Annotated in this window: 15 protein-coding genes; 5 read left to right on the forward strand and 10 right to left on the reverse strand. The window is 71.8% G+C overall.

Annotated features, from left to right (window positions below):
- Positions 1 to 50 precede the first annotated feature (50 nt).
- Complete coding sequence (mfd, locus tag RYJ27_RS09560) at positions 51 to 3,656, reverse strand: transcription-repair coupling factor (protein ID WP_330170086.1); 3,606 nt, start codon at positions 3,654 to 3,656, stop codon at positions 51 to 53.
- 83 nt (positions 3,657 to 3,739) lie between these two features.
- Between mfd and RYJ27_RS09565 the strand changes: the two genes are divergently transcribed.
- Entirely contained in the window at positions 3,740 to 4,384 is a 645-nt protein-coding gene (locus tag RYJ27_RS09565) for a hypothetical protein (RefSeq protein ID WP_330170087.1), read from the forward strand.
- A gap of 14 nt (positions 4,385 to 4,398) precedes the next feature.
- On the opposite strand, the gene pth is transcribed toward RYJ27_RS09565, so the two are convergent.
- Both pth and RYJ27_RS09575 read right to left on the reverse strand, forming a co-directional pair.
- Positions 4,399 to 4,986, reverse strand: coding sequence for an aminoacyl-tRNA hydrolase (pth, locus tag RYJ27_RS09570; RefSeq protein ID WP_330170088.1), 588 nt, complete (start codon positions 4,984 to 4,986; stop codon positions 4,399 to 4,401).
- A gap of 107 nt (positions 4,987 to 5,093) precedes the next feature.
- Complete coding sequence (locus tag RYJ27_RS09575; RefSeq protein ID WP_330170089.1) at positions 5,094 to 5,714, reverse strand: 50S ribosomal protein L25/general stress protein Ctc; 621 nt, start codon at positions 5,712 to 5,714, stop codon at positions 5,094 to 5,096.
- Positions 5,715 to 5,969: 255 nt separating this feature from the next.
- Here RYJ27_RS09575 and RYJ27_RS09580 point away from each other — a divergent pair, with 255 nt between their 5' ends.
- Positions 5,970 to 6,095 carry a hypothetical protein gene (locus tag RYJ27_RS09580; protein ID WP_330170090.1) on the forward strand — a complete coding sequence of 42 codons (126 nt, stop codon included), beginning with the start codon at positions 5,970 to 5,972 and terminating at the stop codon, positions 6,093 to 6,095.
- Between the two features lie 36 nt (positions 6,096 to 6,131).
- On the opposite strand, the gene RYJ27_RS09585 is transcribed toward RYJ27_RS09580, so the two are convergent.
- From RYJ27_RS09585 to RYJ27_RS09595, 3 genes are read right to left on the reverse strand one after another with little or no spacing between them, the layout of a single operon-like run.
- Positions 6,132 to 7,154, reverse strand: coding sequence for an L-idonate 5-dehydrogenase (locus RYJ27_RS09585; RefSeq protein ID WP_330170091.1), 1,023 nt, complete (start codon positions 7,152 to 7,154; stop codon positions 6,132 to 6,134).
- A 26-nt stretch (positions 7,155 to 7,180) separates the two neighbouring features.
- Positions 7,181 to 7,948 (reverse strand): SDR family oxidoreductase, encoded by a 768-nt coding sequence (locus RYJ27_RS09590; protein ID WP_330170092.1) that lies wholly within the window; start codon positions 7,946 to 7,948, stop codon positions 7,181 to 7,183.
- 33 nt (positions 7,949 to 7,981) lie between these two features.
- Positions 7,982 to 9,370 carry a GntP family permease gene (locus tag RYJ27_RS09595; RefSeq protein ID WP_330170093.1) on the reverse strand — a complete coding sequence of 463 codons (1,389 nt, stop codon included), beginning with the start codon at positions 9,368 to 9,370 and terminating at the stop codon, positions 7,982 to 7,984.
- Positions 9,371 to 9,541: 171 nt separating this feature from the next.
- Here RYJ27_RS09595 and RYJ27_RS09600 point away from each other — a divergent pair, with 171 nt between their 5' ends.
- A complete protein-coding gene (locus tag RYJ27_RS09600) occupies positions 9,542 to 10,237 on the forward strand; it encodes a FadR/GntR family transcriptional regulator (protein ID WP_330170094.1) in 696 nt (231 codons plus the stop codon).
- A 269-nt stretch (positions 10,238 to 10,506) separates the two neighbouring features.
- Here the strand turns inward: RYJ27_RS09600 and RYJ27_RS09605 are convergent, their stop codons facing one another.
- A complete protein-coding gene (locus RYJ27_RS09605; protein WP_330170095.1) occupies positions 10,507 to 11,460 on the reverse strand; it encodes a phosphoglycerate dehydrogenase in 954 nt (317 codons plus the stop codon).
- Positions 11,457 to 12,899, reverse strand: coding sequence for a gluconokinase (locus tag RYJ27_RS09610; RefSeq protein ID WP_330170096.1), 1,443 nt, complete (start codon positions 12,897 to 12,899; stop codon positions 11,457 to 11,459). Before RYJ27_RS09610 ends, RYJ27_RS09605 begins: the two co-directional genes overlap by 4 nt.
- 114 nt (positions 12,900 to 13,013) lie before the next feature.
- Here RYJ27_RS09610 and eda point away from each other — a divergent pair, with 114 nt between their 5' ends.
- The gene (gene eda / locus RYJ27_RS09615) at positions 13,014 to 13,661 is read left to right on the forward strand and encodes a bifunctional 4-hydroxy-2-oxoglutarate aldolase/2-dehydro-3-deoxy-phosphogluconate aldolase (protein WP_330170097.1); all 648 of its coding nucleotides are present in this window, start codon (positions 13,014 to 13,016) and stop codon (positions 13,659 to 13,661) included.
- Positions 13,662 to 13,722: 61 nt separating this feature from the next.
- Positions 13,723 to 15,294 (forward strand): NADP-dependent phosphogluconate dehydrogenase, encoded by a 1,572-nt coding sequence (gndA, locus tag RYJ27_RS09620; RefSeq protein ID WP_330170098.1) that lies wholly within the window; start codon positions 13,723 to 13,725, stop codon positions 15,292 to 15,294.
- A 79-nt stretch (positions 15,295 to 15,373) separates the two neighbouring features.
- Here the strand turns inward: gndA and RYJ27_RS09625 are convergent, their stop codons facing one another.
- Entirely contained in the window at positions 15,374 to 16,099 is a 726-nt protein-coding gene (locus RYJ27_RS09625) for an ABC transporter ATP-binding protein (RefSeq protein ID WP_330170099.1), read from the reverse strand.
- 26 nt (positions 16,100 to 16,125) lie between these two features.
- Complete coding sequence (locus RYJ27_RS09630; protein ID WP_330170100.1) at positions 16,126 to 17,565, reverse strand: ABC transporter permease; 1,440 nt, start codon at positions 17,563 to 17,565, stop codon at positions 16,126 to 16,128.
- Positions 17,566 to 17,709: the final 144 nt, after the last annotated feature.

The following is a 17,709-nucleotide window of genomic DNA, read 5'->3' on the forward strand; positions in this document are numbered from 1 at the left end:
ATCCTGACCGCCCCGCCGCATGCGACGGGGCGCTCCGGATACGGTGCGGTTCAGGCGGATGCCGCGGGCGCGCCCACGGCCGCGTCGGGCTCGGGGAACAGCGCCGTCAGCAACTGGGCGACCCATTCCAGGAGCGCTTCGTCGCCGACGGGGTCGCCGCCGTCGCGGGGAAGCGGCACGACGAGCGCGTCGCCGCCCTGCAGCAGCTTCGCGGCGGGGTACAGCCGCTGCAGGCGCACGCGCATCGAATCCGGCAGGCGCGCCGGAGCGATTCGCAGATTGGGTCCCATCGCCACGACGTCGGTGAGTCCCGCGCGACCCGCGCGACGACGCAGACGGGCGACCGCGACGAGGCCCTCGACCTCGGCGGGGGGCTCCCCGTAGCGGTCGCGCAGCTCGTCGATGACGAGATCGATCGCGTCCGGAGCCGCGTTCGCGGCGGCCGCCGCCGAGAGCTTCTGGTACGCCTCGAGGCGCAGCCGCTCGCTGTCGATGTACGACTCGGGGATGCGCGCCTGCACGGGCAGCTCGAGGCGCAGTTCGGCAGGTCCCTCGGCCTCTTCGCCGCGGAAGGTCGCGACGGCCTCCCCGATCATCCGCAGATACAGGTCGAACCCGACCCCCGCGATGTGGCCGGCCTGCTCGGCGCCGAGCATGTTGCCCGCGCCGCGCAGCTCGAGGTCCTTGAGCGCGACCTGCATGCCCGAGCCGAGGTCGTTGTTGACCGAGATCGTCTCGAGCCGGTCGGCCGCCGTCTCCGACAGAGGCTTGTTCTCGTCGTAGAGGAAGTAGGCGTATGCCCGCTCCCGCGCGCGACCCACGCGTCCCCGCAGCTGGTGCAGCTGCGAGAGTCCGTACTTGTCGGCGCGATCGATGATGATCGTGTTCGCGTTCGCGATGTCGAGCCCCGTCTCGATGATCGTCGTCGAGACGAGTACGTCGAACTTGCGCTCCCAGAAGTCGTCGACGACCTGCTCGAGCGCGTGCTCGCCCATCTGGCCGTGCGCGACCGCGATGCGCGCCTCCGGCACGAGCTCGGCGAGGTGCGCCGCGACCCGCTGGATCGACTTCACCCGGTTGTGGACGTAGAAGACCTGCCCCTCGCGCAGGAGCTCGCGGCGGATGGCCGCGGCGACCTGCTTGTCGTTGCGGGGCCCGACGTAGGACAGGATCGGATGCCGGTCCTCCGGCGGCGTCGCGAGGGTCGACATCTCGCGGATCCCCGTGACGGCCATCTCGAGCGTGCGCGGAATGGGGGTCGCGCTCATCGCGAGGACGTCGACGTTGGTCTTGAGCTTCTTCAGCGCGTCCTTGTGCTCGACGCCGAAGCGCTGCTCCTCGTCGATGATCATGAGGCCCAGATCCTTGAAGACCACCTGCTCGGTGAGGATGCGGTGGGTGCCGATGACCATGTCGATCGTGCCGTCGGCGAGCCCCTTCACGATCTCGCGCGTCTCCTTGTCGGTCTGGAACCGCGAGAGGGCCCGCACCTTCACAGGGAAGCCCGCGAAGCGCTCGGTGAAGGTCTCGGAGTGCTGCTTGACCAGGAGGGTCGTCGGCACGAGCATCGCGACCTGCTTGCCGTCCTGGATCGCCTTGAAGGCCGCCCGCACGGCGACCTCGGTCTTGCCGAAGCCGACGTCGCCCGACAGCAGCCGGTCCATCGGGATCGGGCGCTCCATGTCGGCCTTGATCTCATCGATCGTCTGCAGCTGGTCCGGGGTCTCGGCGAACGGGAACGCCTCCTCCAGCTCCCGCTGCCACGGCGTGTCGGGCCCGAACGCGTAGCCCTTGGCCGACATCCGCGCCGAGTAGAGCTTCACGAGCTCCACGGCGATGTCGCGGACGGCCTTGCGCGCCTTGCCCTTGGCCTGCGCCCAGTCGCTTCCGCCCATCTTCGACAGCGCCGGGGCCTCCCCCCCGACGTACCGGGAGAGCTGGTCGAGCTGATCGGTGGGTACGAACAGCTTGTCTCCCGGGTAGCCGCGCTTGGTGGGGGCGTACTCCACCACGAGGTACTCGCGCATGCTCTTGACGGGGTTGCGGCCGCCCGAGGACACCTCCCGCTGCACGAGCTCGACGAAGCGGCCGATGCCGTGGGTGGTATGCACGACGAAGTCGCCGGCCTTCAGCTGCAGCGGGTCGACGACGTTCTTGCGACGAGACGCGAGCTTTTTCACGACGCGGCTGTCGCCGCCGATCGTGCGGCCGTAGAAATCGGCTTCGGTCAGCAGTGCGATGCGCGCATCGGATGCCTCGAAGCCCGCCTCGACGCTCGCCTGCGTCAACAGCGCCACACCTGCTTCGGGGATCTCGTCGATCGTCTCGGCGACGCGCGCCGCCAGGCCCCGCTCGGAGAGCACATCGCGCGCCCGCTCGACCAGGCCGTGGCCGCTCGCCGCGACGACGACGCTCCAGCCGTCACGGAGGAGTTCGCCGACGTGTTCGGTCGCCCCCTCGACGTTGCCGTGGAAGGACGGCACCGGTGCGGCGGGGATGCGCGTGGCGACGCCGCCCTCGGCATCCAGCACTCCCTCGGCGGCCGCATCGGCGGCTCCGGAGTCGAACGCGCTGAAGCTCCACCACACGCCGCCCCGCTCGCGGGCCGACTCCCGCAGGCTCGCCAGCGGGAGGAAGTCGCCCGACCCGAGGTCGACCGGCACGGCGGCTCCCGCGACGGCGGCGCTCCACGCGGCCTCGAGGAACTCGCGGTTGGTCTCCTGCAGGGTGAGGGCGCGGGTGACGGCCCTCTCCGGGTCGACGAGCGCGACGGCCGCCCCGGCGGGCAGGTAGTCGATGAGCGGCACCAGCCGGTCCACGAGCGCCGGCAGCAGGGACTCCATGCCGTCGGCGGGAATGCCCTCGGACATCTTCTCCAGCATTCCCGCCAGGCCCGGCAGCCCGTCCCGGAGGGCCCCCGCCCGTTCGCGGATGTCGGGGGTCAGCAGCAGCTCGCGGCTCGGGCCGAGGCGCACGGCGTCGACCTCGCCGGGAAGCGAGCGCTGATCCGCGACCGAGAACGCGCGCACCTCCTCGACCTCGTCGCCGAAGAACTCGATGCGGTACGGATGGTCGGCCACGGGAGGGAAGACGTCGAGGATGCCGCCGCGGACGGCGAACTCGCCGCGCCGGGAGACCATGTCGACCCGCGCGTACGCGAGCTCGACCAGGCGCTCGGCGATGCGCGGCAGATCGTAGCCCCGGCCGCCGCGGCGCAGGTCGACCGGTTCCACGGCGTCGAGGCCGGGCGCGAGCGGCTGGATCGCGGCGCGGACCGAGGCGGTGACCACGAGCGGCGTCGATCCGTCCCATGCCCCGATCTCGCGCAGGGCCTCGAGCCGCGCACCGATCGTCTCGGCGCTGGGGCTGAGTCGCTCGTGCGGCAGCGTCTCCCAGGCGGGGAAGGAGAGCACCCGCGCCTCGGGAAGGTAGGCCGACAGCGCGGGCCCCACCTGCTCGGCGCGGCGCCCGGTGGGAGCGATGACCAGCACCGCCGGCGGCTCGCCCGCGGCAGCCCGCCGCTCCAGCAGCGCCGCGATCGCGGGCGCGACGAGCCCCTCGACGAGCGAGAAGTCGGTGTCGACGGATGCGGCCGAGAGCCCCTCACGGAACGCCTCCGAGCGCGCGAGGGCGCGCGTGATCCCGTGAATTGTCACCCGACCAGTCTAAGAGCGGGCGCCGACACCGGAGGCGCCCGGGGCGTCCTCGCCCGCCAGGAGCCGCCGCCTAGGATGTGGGCATGAGCGAGAAGACGCCGCCCCCCGCCGGCGACGGGTCGGCAGGGGGCGCTGCGCCCGCATCTCCCCCGCCACCGGCGCCGCCCGTTCCGCCGCTTCCCCCGCTGCCGCCGCTGCCCGCGGCTCCCGTGAGCACCCCTCCCGCCGGCACCCACGGGTTCCCGGGCGCGCCGCCGGCCCACCCCGCCCACGTCCCGGCCGCACCGTATCGGTATCCGGTGAGCCCCGCCTACGGCGCCGCCGTGACCGCGCGCCCCGCGACGGCATCCGGCGCGCTGGGTGTGGTCGCACTCGTGCTCGCGATCGTCGCGTTCCTCATTCCGGCGCTCGTCGCGGGCATCGCGGGATACCCGATCGGGGCGGGCGTGGGCGAGCAGCTGAATGTGGCGAGCGCCGAGGGCTGGGACGATCTTTCGGTGCTCAGCCCGGTTCGCGGGTGGATCCTCGCAGCGGAGATCGCCTTCTGGGCGGGCACCGTCCTCGGCATCTGGGCCATCGCTCAGGGGATCGTCGCGATCGTGCGTGGGCGCGGCCGGGGGCAGGGCATCGCCGCCCTCGTCGTCGCCGTCGTCGCGCCCATGGTGTTCGGCGTCGTGCTCTACGCGGCTGCGCTCGCCGGCGTCGCCGCGGGTGCCGCAGGCTTCTGACCCGCCGCGGCCGATCAGCTCGCGGGCGGCGCGTGGAAGCGCTGCTGCGCCGCCACCAGGCCGTGCTCGATCAGCGTCTCCACCGCGTCGGCGGCGTCGGAGAGGTGCGCGGCGAGCGTCGCGCGCTCGGCCGAGCCGAACGGGTCGAGCACCCAGTCGGCCGGATCCTGCCGGCCCGGGGGCCGACCGATGCCCACCCTGACGCGCGGGAAGTCCGCCGTGCCGAGGGCCTTGGCCACGTCGCGCACGCCGTTGTGGCCGCCGTGCCCGCCGCCGGATTTGAGCTTGATGGTGTCGAACGGGATGTCGAGCTCGTCATGGACGACGACGACGCGCCCGGGGTCGACGCCGAAGAAGCGCGCGAGCCCGGCGGCGGGGCCACCCGAGACGTTCATGAAGGAGTTCGGCTTGGCCAGCACGAGCTTGTCCGCACCGGGGCGCAACCACGTCTCGGCCGTCCGCGCGTTGGCCTTGTGCACGCGGAACACCGCACCGCGTCGCGCCGCGAGCTCGTCGAGCACCATCTGGCCGACGTTGTGGCGCGTCTTCTCGTATCGCGGTCCGGGGTTGCCCAGACCCACCACGAGCCAGGTATGCGGCATCCGGCTCTCCCTCCCTGCGGCGCATCGGTGACGTGAGACGACAAAGGGGCACGCCGTGGCGCTCCGTGACGGAGCCGGCGTGCCCCCTCGTGCGAGCGGGCGTCGGATTACTCCGCGTCGGACTCTTCGGACTGCTCGGCGGCGACCTCGGCATCGGCCGCGGCGATCTCGTCCTCGGCGGCCAGCGTCGCGGCGGGCACGGTGACGGCGACGATGAGGGTCTCGGGGTCGGAGAGCAGGCTCGCGCCGCGGGGCAGCGTCAGCTCGCCCGCCGTGATGTGCGTGCCGTCTTCGAGGCCCTCGACATCCACCTCGATGTGCTCGGGGATGTGGGTGGCCTCGACCTCGAGCGAGATGCTCGAGGCGTCGAGGGTGGCGATGGTGCCCGGGAAGGGCTCACCGGTCGTGTGCAGCGGCACGTCGACCGTGACCTTCTCGCCCTTTTTCACGACGAGCAGGTCGATGTGCTCGATGATCTGGTGCACCGGGTCGCGCTGGACGTCCTTGACGAGGGCGAGCTGCGACGTGCCCTCGACGTCGAGCTCGATGACCGCGTTCGCGCGGCGCACGAGCAGCATCATCTGGTGGCCGGGCAGGGCCACGTGCACGGGGTCGGTGCCGTGGCCGTAGATGACGGCGGGGATCTTGCCGGCGGCGCGCAGGCGGCGGGCGAAGCCCTTGCCGAAGCGGGAACGCAGCTCGGCGGGAACGGTGGTGTCTTCCGACATGATTCTCCTCGGGGTGCGCGGCGACGGGCCGCCGCGGTGGTCTGGTTGTCCGCTCGGACGCCGACGTGCGAGGAGGGCCCCGCGAGGAGCTCACATCACCGCGTCGATCACGGATGCCGGCGCACGCGCCGTGCGGCACGCAGAAGCATCCCTCGCCGAGGGTCACCGGCAATGCTACCCGACGAAGCCTGTAGCCTGAGTACACGAAGCCGGCGCCGTGCGCCGGGCCCCCCGCATCCGAGCCCCGGAGGACCCATGATCGACGGCGCACTCGTCTCCCACTACCTCGCCTGGTTCATCGCGGCTCTCAGCACGGTCGGCGGAGTGCTCGTCGTCGGCGCATTCTTCGCGATGGGCCGGGCCGGCTACCGCAAGGACTGAGCGCCCCTCGCGGGCCGTAGGGGCGCCGAGCCGTGCCTACGCGCTCTCGCGTGGCCACACCGCGACGACGACCTTGCCGGAGGCCTGCGAGTCCTTCGCGACCGCGAACGCGCTCTCCGCATCGTCGGCATCGACCACGTGGGTGATGACGCCCTCGATCGCGGGCTCGCGCGAGAGCAGGTCCAGCGCCGCGTCGATCTCGTCGTTGAAGCGGAACGTGCCGACGTAGGTCACCTCTTTCGAGATGAACGGAGCGATGTTGAGCAGACGCGCCTCGTTCGGCACCATCCCCACCTGCACCACCGTTCCGGCGGGACGCACGGCGGCGAGCGCCGACGAGATGGACGGCGCGACGCCCGAGCATTCGAGGACGACGTCGTAGGCCGATGCGGGCAGCTCCTCCGCGGTCACGTCGATCGTTCGCGTCGCGCCCAGCGCCCGCGCCCGCTCGAGGGGCCCGGGCAGCACGTCGGTCGCGGTGATCTCGGCGGCCCCGGCATCCTTCACGGCCGCGATCGCGAGCAGGCCGATCGGGCCCGCGCCCGTCACGAGCACCCGCTTGCCCTCGACGTCGCCCGCCTTGGAGAGCCCGTGCAGGGCCACGGCGAGAGGCTCGGCGAGCACGGCGCGGCGCACGGACAGCCCGGCCGGCAGAGGGCGCACCATGTCGCGATCCACGAGCAGATACTCCGCCAGCCCGCCCTGGGTGTGCGGCCAGGTCGACGCACTGCCGAGGTAGGCGCCGTTCGGCCACAGGTGCGGAGCGTGCTCGAGCCCTTCCACCGGCGTGCCGAACGTCGCCGGGTGCACCGTGACGGGCGTGCCCGCGGGCCAGTCGCCGCTCGGGTCGAGGTCGACCCGCCCCGACACCTCGTGACCGGGCGTGAGGGGCTCACGCACGACGAAGGCCCCGTTGGCGCCCTCGAAGTAGTAGTGCAGATCCGAGCCGCAGATGCCGACGTAGTCGATGCGCACGCGCACCTGCCCGCGGGCCGGTGCGGGCGTGTCGACCTCCCTCACGGCAAGGGTCTGCTTGGCGTCGATGAATACGGCACGCATGGGGGGCCTTTCGGGGAGGAGAGCGCTCAGACGACGGCCGTCATGCCGCCGTCGACGAAGATGTTCTGCCCCGAGACGAAGCTCGAGGCGTCCGAGGAGAGGAAGAGCAGGGCGCCGTCGAGCTCGGCGAAGTCGCCCCAGCGCTGCGCGGGCGTGCGCTGCGTGAGCCACGCGGTGAAGTCGGGGTCATCAACCAGCGCCCGGTTCATCTCCGTCGCGAAGTAGCCCGGGGAGAGGGCGTTGACCTGGATGCCGTGGCGCGCCAGATCGGCGGCCATGCCCTTCGTGAGCTGGGCGACGCCGCCCTTGGAGGCGGAGTAGGGCGCGATCGTGTGACGCGCCAGGTGTGACTGCACGGACGCGACGTTGACGATCTTGCCGGAGCCTCGCGCGATCATCGCGGGCGCGACGAAGCGCGAGACGTAGAAGACGCCGGAGAGGTTCGCGGCGATGATGTCGTCCCAGTCCGAGACGGCGAAGTCCTGGATGGGCGCGCGGCGCTGGACGCCGGCGTTGTTGACAAGGATGTCGGGGGTCCCGACCCGCGCGAGCAGGTCGGCGACGCCCGCCTCGACCTCCGCCGCATCGGTCACGTCGAAGGTGACCGATGCGGCGGCGCGGCCGGAGAGGCGCTCGGCCTCGGCCCTCGTGCCCTCGACCGCCGCGGCATCCCGTCCGTGGACGATCAGCCGGGCCCCGGCACGGGCGAGGCCCAGGGCGAGGGAGCGGCCGAGCCCCCGGGAGGACCCGGTGACGAGGGCGAGGCGGTCGGAGACGTCGAAGAGCGAGGTCATGAGTCTTCTCCTGATCGTGGCGGGGGTGCCGGGTCAGAGCATCGAGCCGATGCCGTAGACGACGAGCACGAGGGCGAAGGCCAGCACCGACTCGATCGTCTGCTGCACGGTCCACGTCTTCAGCGTGGTCTTGACGTCCATGCCCATGAGCCGACCGACGAGCCAGAAGCCCGAGTCGTTCACGTGGCCGGCGAAGACCGATCCGGCGGCCGTCGCGAGGGTGATCGCGGCGATCTGCAGGGGGTTGAAGTCGCCCGCGATGACCGCGGGGGCGGCAAGGCCCGCCGCCGTGACGAGCGCGACGGTCGCGGAGCCCTGTGCGAGGCGGATGACGACGGCGATGATGTATGCGGCGAAGATGATCGGCAGGCCGAGCGCGCTGAGCGAGTCGGCGAGCGCATCGCCGATGCCCGAGGCGCGCAGCACGGCGCCGAACATGCCGCCGGCACCGGTGATGAGGATGACGGACGCGACGGGCCCGAGGGCGGAGTCGACGATCTTCTCGAGAGCCGAGCCGTTCTCGCCGCGACGACGACCCAGCACGATCATCGCGACGATGACGGTGATCAGCAGCGCGACGGCGGAGTTGCCGAGGAGGATGAGCGTCTGCGCCCAGAGGTCCTCGACCGGGACGATCCCGGCGGCGCCGAGGGTCGTGAGCCCCGTGTTGAGGAAGATCAGCAGCATCGGCAGGAGCAGCAGCAGGATGATCGTGCGCGGCTTGGGCGGGTTGACCGGCTGGTCCTCGTCGATGCCTCCGAAGAGGTTCGGGACGGGCAGCGGGATGCGCGCGGCGACGAACTTGCCCCACAGGTAACCGGAGACGTACCAGACCGGGAAGGCGATCACGAGCCCGACGACCAGGACGATGCCGAGGTTCGCGCCGTACAGCTCACTGGCGGTCACGGGACCCGGGTGCGGGGGCAGGAAGACGTGCATGACCGAGAAGGCCGCGGCCGCCGGGATGCCGAACAGCAGGACGTTGTTGGTCGAGACGCGGCGCGCGATCGCGAAGATGATCGGCAGCATCATGACCAGGCCCGCGTCGAAGAACATCGGGAAGCCCAGGATGAGCGACGCGATGCCCAGCGCGAACGGCGCGCGCTTCTCGCCGAAGACCTCGACGAACTTGTCGGCCAGCGCCTTCGCGCCGCCCGAGTGCTCGATGAGGCGACCGAGCATCGCGCCGAGCGCGACGAGCAGGGCGACCGTTCCGAGCGTGCCGCCGAAGCCTCCCGTCAGCGTCGCGGCGATGGCCGACACGGGCACGCCCGCCACGAAGGCGGTGAGCAGTGAAACGACGATCAGCGTCAAGAAGGCGTGCACCTTGAAGACGATGATCATGACGAGGATGAGCGCGATCGCGCCGGCCGCAATGCCGAGAAGCGGCACGGTACCCAGCGTTTGGGTCCAATCTTCCATCGGGATCTCCGTTGATGTGAGGAATGGGGAGCCGCCCCGATGGGCCGGTGCTCCCGCGTTAGGATTTCGAGCGGCCCGTCGGAGCGGGGATGCCTCGCCGCGAGCCGTGAGAATCCTCACACAAAGATCGTATTTTTGGCAACATGTCGTCATACCTTTGATCGGAGCATTGTGGCCCAGGCCTCGCACGGACCCGTTCTCGACGCCCTGGGTACGCGAATCGCGGCGGGCGAGCTCCCCCCGGGGTCCGTCCTCACGCTTGCGGGGCTCGAGTCCGAGTACGGTGTGTCCCGCACCGTCATCCGCGAGGCGGTCCGCGTCCTCGAGGCCATGGGCATGCTCGCGTCCCGACGCCGGGTCGGCGTCACGGTGCGCCCGGTCGCCGAGTGGAGCGCGCTCGACACGCGCCTCATCGACTGGCAGCTGCGCGGGCCGCGACGGGACCAGCAGCTGATCGTCGTCACCGAGCTCCGTGCCGCGATCGAGCCGATTGCGGCACGACTCAGCGCCGTGCGCGCCTCCGACGTCCAGCGGGCGGAGATCCTGCGACTCGCCGCCCGTCTCGAGGAGCTCGGGCACGCGGGCCGGGGCGACTCGGAGGAGTACCTGATCGCCGACATCGCCTTCCACGACCTCATCCTCGACGCGAGCGGCAACCTCATGCTCGCCGCGACGAAGGCGCCCATCGCCGCCGTGATCGCGGGGCGCTCGCACCTGGGTCTCACGCCCGGCACTCCCTACGACGAGGCCCTGCACAACCACATCGAGACCGCCGCCGCGATCGCCCGCGGCGACGCCGACGCGGCCGAGGTCCACACCCGCAGGTACGTCGAAGCCGTGCTCAGCGAGGTGCGCGGGAGCAACTAGGGCCCGGCGCGCGGGTCCTCTGCCCGGGAGAGTGCCGCGCCCCTCTGCCCGGGCGAGTGCCGCGCCCCCTCTGCCCGGGCGAGGCGTCCGCGCCCCCATCCCCTCTGCCCGGGAGAGGGCGATTGCCGAGCAGAGGCGAAAAGTCGGCGCATCCCTCCTCTCCTCGGCAATCCTCCTCTGCTGGGCAGCGCGCCGTCGGGAAGGCCCTGCCGCGCGTGCGAGCGTGAGGGGATGCGTGGGCCCTCGAGGGCCGCGCGGGGAGAGGCGGGTTAGGGGGTCACCGCGTTCGGCGACCGCTCGCCCCGCAGCACCGTGAGCACGTCGGCCACGGCGCCCTGCGCCATCCGCGCGATCGCCTCGCGGGTGTGCCCCGCGCTGTGGGGCGTCGACACGACGCGCGGATGACCGACGAGCACGGATGCCGTCGGCGGCTCGGTGTCGTAGACGTCGATCGCGACGGCGTGCAGCCGGCCCGCCTCCAGCGCCGACAGCGCGGCGGCCTCGTCGAGCAGCCCGCCGCGGGCGGTGTTGATGACGATCGCCCCCGCGCGCAGGAGGGCCAGGCGCCGGGCGTCGAGGAGATGGTGGGTCTCGGGCAGCAGTGGCACGTGGACGCTCACGACGTCGCTCATCGAGAGCAGGTCGTCGAGATCGGCGCGGTCGACCCCCGCAGCCTCGAACACCGCGTCGGGCAGCAGCGGGTCGTACGCCGCGACGCGCATGCCCAGTCCGCGGGCGCGGTCGGCGACGAGCCTGCCGATCGCTCCGAATCCGACGACGCCGTACGACCGCCCCGTCAGCTCGATCCCCTCCCCGCGCGGCCACTGCCCCGCCCTCACCCCGGCATCCAGTCGCGGGATGCCGCGCGCGGCGGCGAAGGCCAGGCCGATCGTCATCTCCGCGACCGCCACGGCGTTGGCGCCCGGCGTGCGCGTGACCACGACGCCCGCGGCGACCGCGGCATCCCGGTCGACGTTGTCGACGCCGACCCCGTAGCGAGCGATGACCTTCAGCTCGGACGCGTGGTCGAACACCGCTGCGCTGTACTCGTCGAGACCCGCGATGACGCCGTCGACGCCCGGCAGCGCGCCGACGAGCTCGGCGGCCGTCAGCGGCCTGCCGGTCTCGGCGAACCGCAGCTCGTGGCCGGCCGCGCGCAGCGGCTCGAGCGCCGGATTGTCACGGTCGCGGCAGAGCGACGTGGGAGTGATCAGGATCTTCATACCGTGTTCCTCTCGGTGCCGGGCAGGCTCCGGCCGTACTGCTCCAGATAGCGTGCGAAGCCCGCGTCGTACTGCGCACGACGCTCGGTGCGGGGATGCACGATGCGCGGCTCCTCGCCGTCGAGGGAAGGGTGCGTCTCGGGAAGCCCCGACGCGCGCAGGCCCATCCGCACGGCCCCCGTGATCGAGCTGTGCTGACGGGGGGAGACCTCCATGTCGGCGCCGAACACGTCGGCGGTCAGCTGCGCCCAGAACGGGGAGGAGAGGACCCCGCCCGAGAGCACGATGCGTCGTGGGGCGCCGTTGAGGGCGGTGAGTTCCTTGAAGCAGTGGTAGAGGGAATAGACGATCCCCTCCAGCACCCCCTGATACATGTCCGCGCGGGAATGCTGCGGGCGCAGCTCGACGAGCCCGCCGCGGCGCTGGTCCTGCCAGCCCGGGCTGCGCTCGCCGAAGAGGAAGGGCAGGAAGACCGGCAGGTCCTGCTTGTCGGCCGAGAGGAGCGGCTCGATCTCGGCGTAGTCCACGGAGGCGCCGAAGAGGCGCTCGCGTGCCCAGTCGACGCAGTTGCCGCATCCCGACGTCGCGGCACCGCTGAGCGCACCGAGGGGCGAGCGGTAGGACCACGTGCTGAGCGTCGGCGAGAACGAGGGGTGGCGGGTGGAGAAGCGCAGGGCGCCGCTCGTGCCCATCGAGAACGTCATGTCGCCCGGGTTGGTGGCGAGGTCCCCCACCTGGCTGAGGCCGCCGTCGGGACCGGGGGTGAGGACGGGGATGCCGGGGCGCAGGCCCAGCAGCACGGCCGCCTCCGCGGTCAGCCCCGCCGTGGCCGTCGCGTCCTTCAGCTCGGGCAGCACGACGCCGCGAAGGCCGAGGCGAGCGATGACCTCGTCGTCCCATTGCGCCGTGTGCGCGTTGAGCAGGCCGGTGCCCGAGGCCAGCGCGGGGTTGGTCCACACCTCCCCCGTCAGCCGCGCGAACGTGAGGCTCGGCTGATCGAGCGCGACGAGCCCGTCGAGGCTCTGCCCCTGCTCCGCAAGGTGCAGCAGCTTGAAGACCGGGTAGACGGCGTTGACCATGCACCCGGTGCGCTCGTAGAACCACCAGGTGAACTCCTGGTCGGCGCGCAGCCTCGCGCAGAGGTCCTGGGCGCCCGTGTACGGCCACTCCATGACGGGGGTGACGGGGGTGAGGTCGGGGGTCCGCAGCGTCAGGCCGTGCCAGGTGCCGCTCAGCACGATCAGATCGACGGGCCGACCGCGCGCGCTCTCGCGCCCGAGCGCCATCAGCTGCGTGTAGACGTCGTCGCCGTCGCGCACCGCGGCATCCGGCCCGTCCACCTCGAATCGGCGGCTGCGGACCGAGATCTCTCCGCTGTCGGTGTCGAAGAGCATCGTCTTCGCCGAGGTCGTGCTGGCTTCGAGCGCGAGAATGATCATGGTGTCCTGGTCCGTCGTTGGGAGGGCGCGGTGCGGCACATCGTCGTCACCCGGCCAATGATATGATCATATTGACCGCCGCGCGACGTCCGCGCCTTCGGGAAGCAGATGATGATGTCCCCTCTCCTAGACCGCCTCGCCGCCCACAGGATCGTCCCCGTCGTGACCGCGACCACCGCCGACGAGGGGGCGCGCATCTCGGCCGCGCTCGCCGAGGGGGGCCTGCCCGTCGCGGAGATCACCTTCCGCACGGCCGCCGCCGCCGCCGCGATCGAGGCCGCCTCCGCGCGCGGCGACGTGCTGATCGGCGCCGGCACCGTCATCCGCCCCGATCAGGTGGATGCCGCGGTCTCCGCCGGTGCGCGCTTCATCGTCTCCCCCGGCACGTCCCGCGCCGTCATGGAGCGCTGCGGCGAGCACGGAGTGCCGATCGTGCCGGGAGCGGTCACCGCCACGGAGATCCAGGCCGCCCTCGAGCACGGCGCACCCGCGGTGAAGTTCTTCCCCGCCGAGTCCTCCGGCGGGGCGGCCAGCCTGCGCGCCCTCTCGGCGCCGTTCGCCGACGTGCGATTCCTGCCCACGGGCGGCATCTCGCCGAAGAACATGCACGACTACCTCGCGATCCCCTCCGTCCTCGCCGTCGGCGGATCGTGGATGCTGCCGCCCGACGCCGTGCGGGCGGGCGACTGGGACCGGATCGTGCGCCTCACACGCGAGGCCGTCGCCATCGCCGAATCGGAGCACACGACCGCACTACGCTAGGGAACGGTCCCGGGTGCATCCTGTCGCGGAGCACTGCTGGTCGGCACGCACGAGGAGAGGTATGAACAGCACCAACACGTCCACCGATCGAGACGACGACCCGGGTTCGGCCGAGGTCCACGAGGGCGCGCCCTCGCCCGAGGACGTCCCCCGCGACGCCCCCGCGCCCACGGGTCCCGCCAGCGGCACGGCCCCCACGGCCAATATCGGCGTCGTCGGCCTCGCGGTGATGGGCTCCAACCTGGCGCGCAACCTCGCCTCCCGCGAAGGCAACACCGTCGCCATCTACAACCGCAGCCACGAGAAGACCGAGCAGCTCGTCGCCGCGCACCCGGAGGCCGAGTTCGTCCCGGCCTCCTCCTACGAGGAGTTCGCCGCGTCGCTGACGACCCCCCGCACCGCGATCATCATGGTCAAGGCCGGACGGGCGACGGATGCCGTCATCGACGCGCTGATCGAGGTCTTCGAACCCGGCGACATCATCGTCGACGGCGGCAACGCCCTCTTCACCGACACGATCCGCCGTGAGAAGGCCGTCCGCGAGACGGGCATCAACTTCGTCGGCGCCGGCATCTCCGGCGGCGAGGAGGGAGCCCTGAACGGCCCCTCGATCATGCCCGGCGGCTCCGACGAGTCGTGGGTGACGCTCGGCCCGATTCTCCGCTCCATCGCGGCCGTCGCCGAGGGCGAGCCCTGCGTGACGCACGTCGGGCACGACGGGGCCGGTCACTTCGTGAAGATGGTGCACAACGGCATCGAGTACGCCGACATGCAGCTCATCGCCGAGGCCTACGACCTCATCCGGCGCGGAACCGGCAAGACCCCCGCCGAGATCGCCGACGTCTTCGCCGAGTGGAACCGCGGCGAGCTCGAGAGCTACCTCATCGAGATCACCGCCGAGGTGCTGCGCCAGGTGGATGCCGCGACCGGCAAGCCGCTCGTCGACGTCATCCTCGACCAGGCCGGCGCCAAGGGCACGGGCGCGTGGACGGTGCAGACGGCCCTGTCCCTCGGCGTCCCCGTCTCGGGTATCGCCGAGGCGACGTTCGCCCGCTCGCTGTCCTCGCACCCCGAGCAGCGCGCCGTGTCGGGCGACCTGCCCGGTCCCGCAGAGGGCCTGTCGGTCGACGACGTCGACGCGTTCATCGAGGACGTCCGCCTCGCGCTCTACGCCTCGAAGATCGTGGCGTACTCGCAGGGCTTCGACGAGATCCGTGCCGGCGCGGCCGAGTACGACTGGTCGATCGACCTGGGGGCGATCGCGAAGATCTGGCGCGGCGGCTGCATCATCCGTGCCCAGTTCCTCAACCGCATCGCCGAGGCGTACGACGTCGAGCCGGGCCTCCCCGTGCTGCTGACGGCCCCGTACTTCGTCGAGGCGCTGGGCCGTGCGCAGGCCGCGTGGCGTCGTGTCGTCGCCGAGGCCGCCGCCGCCGGCATCCCCGCTCCGGCGTTCTCGTCGTCGCTGTCGTACTACGACGGCCTGCGCGCCGAGCGCCTTCCCGCATCGCTGATCCAGGGACAGCGCGACTTCTTCGGTGCGCACACCTACAAGCGCATCGACAAGGAGGGCACCTTCCACACGCTGTGGTCGGGAGACCGCACCGAGATCGAGGCCGAAGACACCCACTGACGCCACGATCGCGTCCGCGAGGCGCCGGTGCACATCTGCTGCACCGGCGCCTCCGTCGTATCGCCCTGGCCCCAGCGGGTCAGCGCGTGATGTCGCGCACGCTCCCCCGCTCGAGGCGCAGCCGGCGCGTCGCCCGCCTCGCCACGGCGGAGTCGTGCGTGACGACGATGAGGGTCAGCCCCTGCCCGTTCAGGCCCTCCAGCAGTGCGAGGATCTCGTCTCGCATCGACTCGTCGAGGTTTCCGGTGGGCTCGTCCGCCAGCAGGACCCGCGGGCGCTTCACGATGGCGCGCGCGATCGCGACGCGCTGCTGCTGACCGCCCGAGAGCTCGCCCGGGCGATGATCCGCCCGCTCGGCGAGCCCCACATGGGTCAGCGCCTCCGCGACCCGCGCCCTGCGCTCGGCGGGCGCGACCCGGAGCGGCTCGAGCGCCATGTCGACGTTCTCGTGCGCGGTGAGGGTGGGGATCAGGTTGAATCCCTGGAAGACGAAACCGATCTCGTGCGCCCGCAGGCGTCCGAGCGCGGTCGCAGAGGCCCGGGCGATGTCGGTGCCGCCGAGCATCACGGTGCCGGAAGTTGGCCGGTCCAGCGCTCCAAGCAGCTGGAGGAACGTCGACTTGCCGCCCCCGGTGGGCCCCTGGATCGTGACGAACTCGCCCGCCGCGATCTCGATGTCGACGCCCGTGAGCGCCGTCACCCGGCGACCCTTCTGCGGGTAGGTCTTCACGACCCGCGAGAGGCGGTAAAGCGTGGATGCCGCGGCATCCGCCGTACCCGTGCTCTCAGTGGTGATGAGTGTCATGTCCGTATCTCCTTCGTGTGTGTGCATCAGCCGACCGAACGCAGCGCTTCGGCGGGACTCAGACGGGCCGCGCGCCATCCGCCGAACGCACCGGCGACGAGGCCTCCCGCGACGGCGAGGCCGACGGCCGCGGCGATGATCCCGGCCGTCACGGGCGCTTGCAGCACGATGTCCGTCGTGGTCTGCGTCGCCGCGGCGGCGCCGAAGCCTCCCGGGCCGCCCATGCCGCCCGGGCCCGTCTCGGCGGCCGGGGCGGACGAGATCGTCGGGGCTGCCACATTGATGGCGAGGACGCCGGCGAGCCCCACCACGACGCCCACGGCGCCGCCGACGAGCCCCTGCACGAGCGATTCCCCGGCGACCTGCCCGACGACCCGACGGTTCGACCAGCCGATCGCCTTCAGCGTTCCGAACTCCCGCGTGCGCCGAGACACCCCCGAGATCGTGAAGAGCACCGCGAGCAGCACGGCGACGGTCAGGACGACGACGGAGAGCCAGGTGCCGAGGCTCGTGATGAGCAACGTGGCGCTCGAGAGCGATCCGGAGACGTCCGAGGCGAGGTCCGACTGGGAGCTGACCGTGGCATCCGGCAGCTCCTCGCCGATCGCGTCCTGTACGGCGGCGATGGCGTCGGAGGACTCCGCCTGGACGTAGACGGTGGAGACGACGTCCTCGACTCCGGCGAGCTCCTGAGCGACGCCCAACGGCAGATACACGTTCGCGGCAGTGTCCGCATCGCTCGAGGTCGATGCGACGACGCCGACGACCTCCACGTCGGCACCGGCGACGTCGATCGTGTCGCCGACGGCGATCTCCGCCGTCGCGGCGTAGGTCGCATCGACGACGGCGACGTACGCCTCCGCGTCATCCGCCGCCAGGCCGCGTCCGCCGGTCAGCTCGACGGCGGACAACGGCCCCACCGACGCGGCGGCGGGATCGACGCCGAGCACCGTGAAGGAGTCGAGGTCGAAGGCGCTTCCCCCGGCGCCGTCCGCGCCGCCCTCGGGGGGCGCCGCGCCCTCTCCCGGGGCGGTCGTCTGCGAGCGGTCGGGCATCTCGCCGGAGAAGGTCGTGTTGGTCAGGCTCAGCGCCCCGGATGCCGCGGCGACCCCGTCGATCGCCAGGATGTCATCCAGCGTCGACGAGTCCAGAGTGCCGCGCATGCGGTCCGTCATCAGCCGAGACTGACTGAGCGTCGTCGTCCCGTCCGCACTCTCTCCCGCGCCGTCCTCGAACTCGAACTGAGGTCCCCCGCCCGATCCGGGTTCCGCCCGGGCGCCCGTGACGGTCAGGTCGGTTCCGACGCCGTAGACCGATTCGAGCGCCTGCGCCTGCGCCTCGCGGACTCCCGCCGACAGCGCGTTCACGATGATCACGAGCGCGATCGCCAGGCCCAGCCCCGCCGCGACGATGATCGTCTGTTTCTTGCGGCCCGCCAGTTCGCGCCGCAGATACATGCCGTACATCTCTCTCCCTCTCGTCGGCCACTCGGCCCACCGGAAGCGACGTTAGGGAGCCATCTCATGGAGACCCTCAGCGCCGCCTATCGGGACGCTATGGACGCGCGGCATCCCTCACAGGAACGGCATGGCCCTCTTCATAGCCGGCGC

The sequence above is a fragment of the Microbacterium limosum genome, from assembly GCF_036324365.1.
Taxonomy (GTDB): Bacteria; Actinomycetota; Actinomycetes; order Actinomycetales; family Microbacteriaceae; genus Microbacterium; species Microbacterium limosum.